Annotated in this window: 9 protein-coding genes and 1 tRNA gene; 4 read left to right on the top strand and 6 right to left on the bottom strand. The window is 56.8% G+C overall.

What is annotated here, in order from left to right:
- Positions 1 to 253: 253 nt before the first annotated feature.
- The 4 genes from VG146_15860 (at position 254) to trmB (ending at position 2,232) form a co-directional block, all read left to right on the top strand.
- Positions 254 to 886, top strand: coding sequence for a DUF1080 domain-containing protein (locus tag VG146_15860; GenBank protein ID HEV2393828.1), 633 nt, complete (start codon positions 254 to 256; stop codon positions 884 to 886).
- The gene (locus VG146_15855) at positions 883 to 1,491 is read left to right on the top strand and encodes an HD domain-containing protein (protein HEV2393827.1); all 609 of its coding nucleotides are present in this window, start codon (positions 883 to 885) and stop codon (positions 1,489 to 1,491) included. Before VG146_15860 ends, VG146_15855 begins: the two co-directional genes overlap by 4 nt.
- A gap of 67 nt (positions 1,492 to 1,558) precedes the next feature.
- Positions 1,559 to 1,635 (top strand) — tRNA-Pro (locus VG146_15850).
- A 15-nt stretch (positions 1,636 to 1,650) separates the two neighbouring features.
- The gene (trmB, locus tag VG146_15845; protein HEV2393826.1) at positions 1,651 to 2,232 is read left to right on the top strand and encodes a tRNA (guanosine(46)-N7)-methyltransferase TrmB; all 582 of its coding nucleotides are present in this window, start codon (positions 1,651 to 1,653) and stop codon (positions 2,230 to 2,232) included.
- A gap of 5 nt (positions 2,233 to 2,237) precedes the next feature.
- On the opposite strand, the gene VG146_15840 is transcribed toward trmB, so the two are convergent.
- From VG146_15840 to VG146_15815, 6 genes are all read right to left on the bottom strand, one after another.
- On the bottom strand, positions 2,238 to 2,663 hold the full coding sequence (locus tag VG146_15840; protein HEV2393825.1) for a phage holin family protein: 426 nt from the start codon (positions 2,661 to 2,663) through the stop codon (positions 2,238 to 2,240).
- Positions 2,664 to 2,745: 82 nt separating this feature from the next.
- A complete protein-coding gene (locus tag VG146_15835) occupies positions 2,746 to 3,504 on the bottom strand; it encodes a prepilin-type N-terminal cleavage/methylation domain-containing protein (protein HEV2393824.1) in 759 nt (252 codons plus the stop codon).
- A gap of 135 nt (positions 3,505 to 3,639) precedes the next feature.
- On the bottom strand, positions 3,640 to 4,032 hold the full coding sequence (locus VG146_15830) for a DUF5615 family PIN-like protein (GenBank protein ID HEV2393823.1): 393 nt from the start codon (positions 4,030 to 4,032) through the stop codon (positions 3,640 to 3,642).
- Positions 4,029 to 4,487 carry a DUF433 domain-containing protein gene (locus VG146_15825; protein HEV2393822.1) on the bottom strand — a complete coding sequence of 153 codons (459 nt, stop codon included), beginning with the start codon at positions 4,485 to 4,487 and terminating at the stop codon, positions 4,029 to 4,031. The genes VG146_15830 and VG146_15825 overlap by 4 nt, the downstream gene beginning before the upstream one ends.
- A gap of 115 nt (positions 4,488 to 4,602) precedes the next feature.
- Complete coding sequence (gene mgtA, locus VG146_15820) at positions 4,603 to 7,260, bottom strand: magnesium-translocating P-type ATPase (GenBank protein ID HEV2393821.1); 2,658 nt, start codon at positions 7,258 to 7,260, stop codon at positions 4,603 to 4,605.
- 401 nt (positions 7,261 to 7,661) lie between these two features.
- Positions 7,662 to 7,782 (bottom strand): IS630 family transposase (locus VG146_15815; GenBank protein HEV2393820.1); only part of this gene is annotated, 121 nt, incomplete at its 5' end.

The following is a 7,782-nucleotide window of genomic DNA, read 5'->3' as shown; positions in this document are numbered from 1 at the left end:
AAAGACCCAATCCGGCCTACGGCCTACTTGGTACTGCCCCATTCAGTAGCGCTCCTGATCCCTACCCATGGAATCAGAACATCGTTTGATCCTGCTCCCCCTCGCCGCGCCCGCAGCACCAGTTCGCTAAGGATCCGGGCGAAAACACGCACCGCGCTGAATAGTCTTTACAACCTGCGCGTCCGAATCCTTATTGTGCCTGGTCGCGGCCTGCACCGGTCGAATTACGCCAAAAAAATCAAATATTCCAATTATGAAAAACACGCTCACGGTTGTCGCCCTGCTCACTGCCACGTTGATCGCGCCGCTCGCTTCAAGGGCTGCCGATGATGAAAAGGATTTCCAGCCCTTGTTCAACGGAAAAGACCTGACGGGCTGGAAGCTACGAAATCCCAACGGCCATCACTCCTGGAGCGTGTTGCCCGGAGGCATTTTAAAAAATACCGTGGAACACGGCATGCATGGAACCGACCTGGTCACTGAAAAGAAATTTTGGAATTTCACCGTGCGTTACGAGTATATGACACCCGAAAACTCCAATAGCGGCTTTTACCTTCGTGGCCGGCATGAAATTCAAATTCTGGGCGATTACAAGACCGGCCATCCAACGATTAGCGGTAACGGGTCGATTTACAATTTTAAGGCCCCCGACCAGTTCGTCACCAAACCTGCGGGGGAATGGCAGACGGCCGAGGCCACTATCATCGGCGACCGCATCACGGTCATTATGAACGGGGTCAAAATTCATGACAACGTCCAGTGCGACCGGGCCACCGGAAGTGAAATCGACGATAAGGTCAATGAGCCAGGGCCTATCTTCCTCCAGGGCGATCATGGGACCGTCAGTTTCCGCAACATCCGCATTAAAGAACTCCCCGCCCAGTGAGTTCTGCGGCTTATCACGAGGCCATCGCCGAATTTATCCGAGTCAATGCCAAACCTCCGGATAAATTCAGTCACCAGCCGCGCCTGTATCATCTGGCCACGGCACTGGCAGAGGGGGAACCTTTTGATGATGATGTCCTTTATGCAGCGGCCTGGATGCATGACCTGGGCGTATTCATCGGGCATCGTCCCGAGGGCCCTGAGCAATTAGCCAGGTGGGACCACATCGCTTACGTGAGGCAAAAGGGTCCTGCCTTGCTTCAGAGTCTGGGTTTTCCACAAGAGAAAATCCCGGCGGTGCTCGAGGTGATTGACACACACCTGCCTTCGGGAAAGCCACAATCTTTTGAAGGGGTGTTGCTGCGGGACGCGGACATTCTCGAGCAATTAGGGGCAGTGGGTATTTTGCGTCTGGTCAGCAAAACTGGCCGAGACACGCGGTTTATCCGGTTTAACGACGCGCTGCGGGCGCTGCAGAAGAATGCAGAGACTTTGCCGGCCCGGCTGCTCCTGCCAAAGGCGCGGGAGCTCGCGCAAGGGCGCATCCAGTTAATGAAGGCCTTTCTCGATGCGGCCCACGAAGAGGCTGGGGGAATCGAGTTTTAACAGTCAAGCGGCCTGAAGTTCCTTGTTGCAATCGAGACGGACAATCGGCACCTTTTGCTGCCCAGGTCGGGGCGTAGCGTAGCCTGGTAGCGCGCTTGTTTCGGGTACAAGAGGTCGTGAGTTCGAATCTCACCGCCCCGACCATTTTTCGCGTTCCGCGTGAAGGTGATTTATCAATTCCCCTCAATCCTCGAGCGGATTGATCCGGGGGCAATGTTCTCGAAAGACCAGCCCCTCGAAGTCGAATTGGGCAGTGGGGATGGTTCATTTCTAGTCGAATATGCCGCACAGAATCCTGACCGCAATTTTATTGGAGTCGAGCGATTGCTGGGCCGCATCCGCAAGATGGAGCGCAAGGCGGCACGCGCCGGTCTGGCCAATTTACGCGGCGTCCGCATCGAGTCCTCCTATTTTTTAAAATCTCTGTTGCCGCCGCATGGGGCATCCGCCTTGCACATTTATTTCCCGGACCCGTGGCCCAAGCGGAAACATCAGCGCCACCGGTTGATTAACGAGCATTTCCCGGCGCTGGCCCATTCCGCCCTTGCCCCTGGAGGCGTGGTCTATGTGCGCACCGACGATGCGGATTATTTCCAGCAGATGAGAGAATGTTTTTCCTCCAGCCCATTTTTCCGCAGTGTTGAAACGCCGCAGGCCTTGGCGGGGCTGCTGACCGATTTCGAGAGTGAATTCCGTGCCCGAGGTGTGCCCACGCTGCGCGCGGCCTGGCAGGGGCGTTAGTACCTTCACACGTCGATAATCGGGCCGCCGCCATTGTGGCCGGAGCCAGGGGGCCGACGCCGGCGTTCCATATGAATCCGGGAGCTGCCGCTACCGGTCAGGGAATTGAGAATCAGGGAAACGAAGCTGATAACGAGTGCTCCCAAAAAAGCCGCACCAAACCCATCCACATAAAAATGCGGCTTGAGCAGGAACCCCACGAAGTAGAGAACCAGGGCGTTGATGACAAAGAGAAACAAACCGAGGGTAAAAATGAGCAGAGGCAAAGCCAGCACCAGAAGCACCGGGCGCAGGACGGCATTAAGGATGCCCAACAGCAGCGATGCCGCCAGAACGTCCAGGCCTCTCTGATAATGGATGCCGGGGACCATATAAACGGCCACCAGCACCGCCAGAGTGTTGATGACCCAGCTTTGGAGAAATCGTTTCACACATTTTATCGGGCGGCTCCAACCGGCGCTCCGAAAAGATCAGGCAACGACAATCGGATGACAAGGAGCAAAACAACTGCTCTTACGACTGCTTGACGCTGGTCCGCTGCTTGAGCCAATCGAAATCGGCTGGGGGCGAGGCTGGAAAGGCGGGGAGTTTGATATGGCGCACCGGTTTAATGGTGTCGGGAACGAGCCAGCGATGGGGCTCGATATGGCCGTCAGCAAACGAGAGATTGGCTGCTCCGTTATGATAGGAAGCGGGCAGGTTGCCCCACGAATAGGTTTCCAACCGGTTCACAAAGAAACCGTCGTTGATCGTATCGGCGTGTTCATCCAGAAAGACGAAAATCAACGACGGACTTCGAATATCGGTCTTTTTGAAGAATTGGACGTATTGTGGATTGAATTGGTTGGTCAATTCGCCCGGATTGCCGACCATCGCGTTCATGGACATGCTGCGGATACGCGGCCCGTTTGGGGCCGGTTCCCTGTCCGCAGGGCACTTAAAAATCTGCCACGAGCGGTTGGCGTAGGGGCCAAGTTTGGCTTGGGTCAGCAGGATCACATTGGTGTTGTCATTACTGGCTTGCCAGTCCTCCACATTGTTCGCCCAGGTCTGACGGCGCAGGATGGTTTCGGGAACGCCGTGATTATTGACCAGCCAATCATTGTTGTCGTCGGCGTATAGAATCCAGGCCAAGTGAAGCTGTTTGAGATTGTTCGCGCACTTCATAGATTCGGCCTTTGCCTTGGACTTGGCCAGCACGGGCAGCAACAGGGCGGCAAGGATTGCGATAATCGCGATGACAACCAGCAACTCGATCAAAGTGAACGCCATGGGGCGGCATGTTCCGAGCCGGAGGCGCGTCAACCCAGGGCTGTTCGTTAGGCGGTTTCTCATTTCGGTAGTATGCATAACACTAGAAAACCGGGCGCCACACCACGCTGCTCCAGTCCGCGCGATTGGGGCGCTTCATCTTGAAATCCGTCCTCGGCGGGGCCGATGAAGATAACGGACCAGGTGGGTAGTGTCCGAGGCGCCAATTTCGTCCGCGAGTCCACCCAGTGCAGCAGCCACCGCCCTTACATCGTTCGGTGGCACGCTGCTCCAGTCCCCGAAGATAACGCCGGCATGCGGTCGCTCTTCCGCCGCCCATTGCCGTAGCAGGTCCGAGACTGTTTGTTGATCATAGGTGAACCAAAGCCGCCCTTCTTCATAGCAGGCCGAAAGAATGTCCTCGTCCTCGGCATGCAATAAAGACCCCTCACGCCAGTCCGCCAGATGGACAACATCTACCGCGCGGAGCCGTTTCTGTAATGCGCCGGCAATTGCCTTTTCCACATGGCTGTCGAGCAGGAGCTTCAATGCCGCCTCTTGGGCTTTGGCCGGAGTCGGATAGCTCCACTTGGTACGCGCTTGGGGCGTGTGGCAGCATCTTGCTTCTGGATCCAACGCCGGTTGGCAGCTTCGTGGTCGGCTGCGGCATCGATTTCATCCTGAAACGTCTCGGCATAGGCCAACGCGGCGCGGACATGAGCCAGCGGCACATCGAACCGGTGCGCAAAGCGCTCAGCGCCTAGCCCCTTTCTCAAGGCCTGCACAACCCAGGAGACCGTAAAGCGGGTGCCGCGCAAGTAGGCTACCCGGCCCCCGGCGGTATCGCGCAAGTCAATGAGGGGAAAATCCCGGCGGCGCAGACCTTCTTCAAGCAGGCGCGCGCCGACTTGGGCCGGTTTATGGCCAAAACGGGCCGCCAGCCGAACCAAACCCTGCCGCACCTCTTCCGGAACGCGCAAGGTCATGACCGCGGTCTTACTCATGAGTTTTAATGTTGCCACCGAAAGGTCCAAAGGAAAAGCGAAAAGCAAACATTTGTAACTTTTGAAACTTTACAGAGCCTCTCGGCGTCGGCTGCTACATTTTCAAAACACGCTCTTACACCCATCCCTTGCGAACCAGCCAGGTCTTGACCAGTTGCGTCAGGCCCACATAGCAGAGCAGGGTGGCGCCCAGGATGGGCCAATAGACCAACGGCAAAGGCACGAAACCTAGAAAGGAAGCCAACGGAGAAAAGGGCAGATACGCTCCAATGGCCATAATCAGCAGGGTGGTCATGGTCAGTTGCCAACTGGCGCGGGATTGGATGAAGGGCAGGGCGTTGGTGCGGATCACATGGATGATTAAGGTCTGGGTCATGAGCGATTCGACAAACCAACCGGTGCTGAACAGCGCGGCGGCGTAGGTCTTGTTCGGATCGTGGGTTGGTGGGAAGTGTCCTAGTAATGCGGGCGGAGGTGTGAGGCCGAGTTGGTTGCATTTGAAGACGAACCACATCACCAGGTAGGTCGTATAATCGAAAATCGAACTGATGGGCCCGATGAAAATGATGAATTTCGCAATCTCCCCAATGTGCCAGGGACGCGGCCTGTTGATTTGTTGCGGGCCCACATTATCGGTCGGGATGGGGACCTGTGAGAAATCGTACAGGAGGTTATTGGTAAGAATCTGGACTGGCTGCATGGGCAGGTACGGCAGCCAGGCGCTGGCGCCGATGACGCTGAACATATTGCCGAAGTTTGAACTCGCGCCCATCCGGACGTACTTGAGGATATTGACAAATACTTTGCGCCCCTCGAGCACCCCTTCTTCAAGCACCAGCAGGCTCTTCTCCAGCAGAATCACATCGGCCGATTCCTTGGCGATATCGACGGCGTTATCGACGGAAATACCCACATCCGCCGCGCGCAATGCGGGCGCGTCGTTGATGCCGTCGCCCATAAACCCAACCACATGCCCGCTGCGCTGCAGGGCTTGAACGATCCGTTGCTTATGGGCGGGGGAAAGCCGGGCAAAAATATCCGTGCACTCGACCGCCTCGGCTAATTCCGCGTCGGACATGGCTTCGACCCGGCTGCCCAGGAGAATCTTTTCGGCGCTGATGCCCACTTCCCGGCAGACTTTGCGGCTGACTAAATCGTTGTCGCCGGTAAGGACTTTGACGGTGACGCCGTGCTGGCGCAACACGCCGATGGCCGTGGCAGCCGTGTCTTTAGGCGGATCGAGAAAAGCCAGGTAGCCGGTCAAAACCAAATCTGCTTCATCAGCCTTGGAATACGCGGGGCGCTTCTCGACCTTCCGGGTGGCCACTGCCAGCACGCGAAAACCGTCCTCGCTCATGTCATTGACTTGCTCGATGAGGTTGCCAACCAGAATTGGCTCCATCGGGAAAACCTCGCCCTCGCTCTCGAACTGGGTGCATTTGGCAAAAACGGCTTCCGGCGCTCCCTTGGTGAGCAGCAGCCGCTCGCCGGCGGGTCCTTCAACCACCACGGACATCATTCGCCGCGAGAAATCAAATGGGATTTCATCCACCTTGCTGTATTCGTCCAGGCAAAGTTCCCGGTGGAGTTCCTGGTGCTCGAGCACCGCCCGGTCGAGCACGTTTTTCAAGCCCGTTTGGAAGTGGCTGATGAGATAGGCATCCCGCAGGACCTCTTTGTTTTCATTTTTGAAGACATCACAATAAATTTCCAGGATTACCCGGTCGAGGGTCAGAGTCCCCGTTTTGTCCGTGCAAAGCACGTTCATCGCGCCGAAGTTCTGGATGGAATTGAGGCGTTTGACGATGACCTTCTTTTTGGACATGGCCAAGGCCCCTTTGGAAAGGCAAACCGAAACGATCATCGGCAGCATCTCCGGCGTCAGCCCAACCGCGACCGCCAGCGAGAAGAAAAACGCCTCTTTCCAGTCGTGCTTGGTCAGCCCGTTAATGAGGAAGACAAGCGGAACCATCACCGCCATGATCGAGATCATCAACCAGGTAAACTTCCTGACGCCTCGCTCGAAGGCCGTCTCGGGGGCCTGGCCTATCAGGCTGCGGGCGACCTTGCCGAAATAGGTGCGCGGGCCGGTGGCAAAGATGACGGCGGTGGCCGAGCCGGTTTCCACGCTGGTCCCCAGGAAACAGAGATTTGAGCGCTCGATGGCAGAGAGGTTGGGGCGCGTGTCACGGGCGTCGCTCTTTTCGACCGGCATGGATTCACCCGTAAGAGTTGCCTGAATAATGAACAGGTCTTTGGCCGAGATGAGCCTCACGTCCCCCGGCACCATATCGCCGGCCGAAAGCTTGACGATGTCCCCCGGCACGAGCTCTCGCAGAGGGGTCTCGCGAGTTTGCCCCGCGCGCACAACGGTGGCTGTGACGCGGATCATTGCCTTGAGTTTTGCGGCGGCGGTATCGGCCTTGGTTTCCTGAATGAAGCGCAAGGACACCCCCAGAGCCACCATGACCATCATCAGGATACCGGTGATGGGGTCGCCCTGGGGCGCCAGAAACGAGACCATCGCCAGGACCGTCAGCAGGATGACCAGCGGGTTACGGACGGCGATGAATAGGCGCTGGAACCAGTCATGCCGCTTTTCGCGGGCGACTTCGTTGGGACCGTATTTTTCAAGGCGCCCGGCGGCCTCCTCCTCCGTCAGTCCGGCAGGCGCCGTGCCTAGACTTTCCAGGACCTCACGGCTCTCTTTAGCGGCCGCCTCCTGAGCGAAGTCATTCGCGTGGGGCTGGTCTGGATTTTTCTGTTCCGGCATAAGTTGTCGCCCTGCCAGGCAATTTAAATACAGGGTTGCAAAGCCACTTTTCGCGCGCCGAGTTGGTTTTGCGCGCTCAAAGATTGTCGTTTCGGGCCGCTCCGTCCATTAAAATTAATCTGGCGGACCTGAAACTTTAAAACAGGCGCTAAGCCTGAAACATGCAGAAGAACAGGAGGAAACGGAACGGAGACTTTTGAAGCAACTTTTGTGGGCAACGGAGGCACAAACGGCGCCTCACCAGTCAGTGACCAGCCACAAGGGTGCAAGACACAAGTTTTGGCTTACCTCACCTGTCACCGCCGTAACTTTAGCGAGGGCGAACCTCTGCGTCTCGTGCGTCGATCTTTCTTTTTTCCGTTGTGTGAGGCCAGAAATGGCCTAGTATCGTGACAATATAATTACGTTACATAGTGGCGTGCTAGTTTCCGGTCGGCATCCTGGCGGGTGAACTTCCATTCAATCCGAGATTGCGCCTCATTCCGGCGTTGCTCCCAGGCCAGCACTTCGGAGCACAACTGT

Source organism: Verrucomicrobiia bacterium (assembly GCA_035946615.1).
In the GTDB taxonomy this organism is placed as follows: domain Bacteria; phylum Verrucomicrobiota; class Verrucomicrobiia; order Limisphaerales; family UBA8199; genus DASYZB01.
Note: the sequence above shows the minus strand (reverse complement) of the source record. Positions and strands in the feature narration are given on the sequence as shown.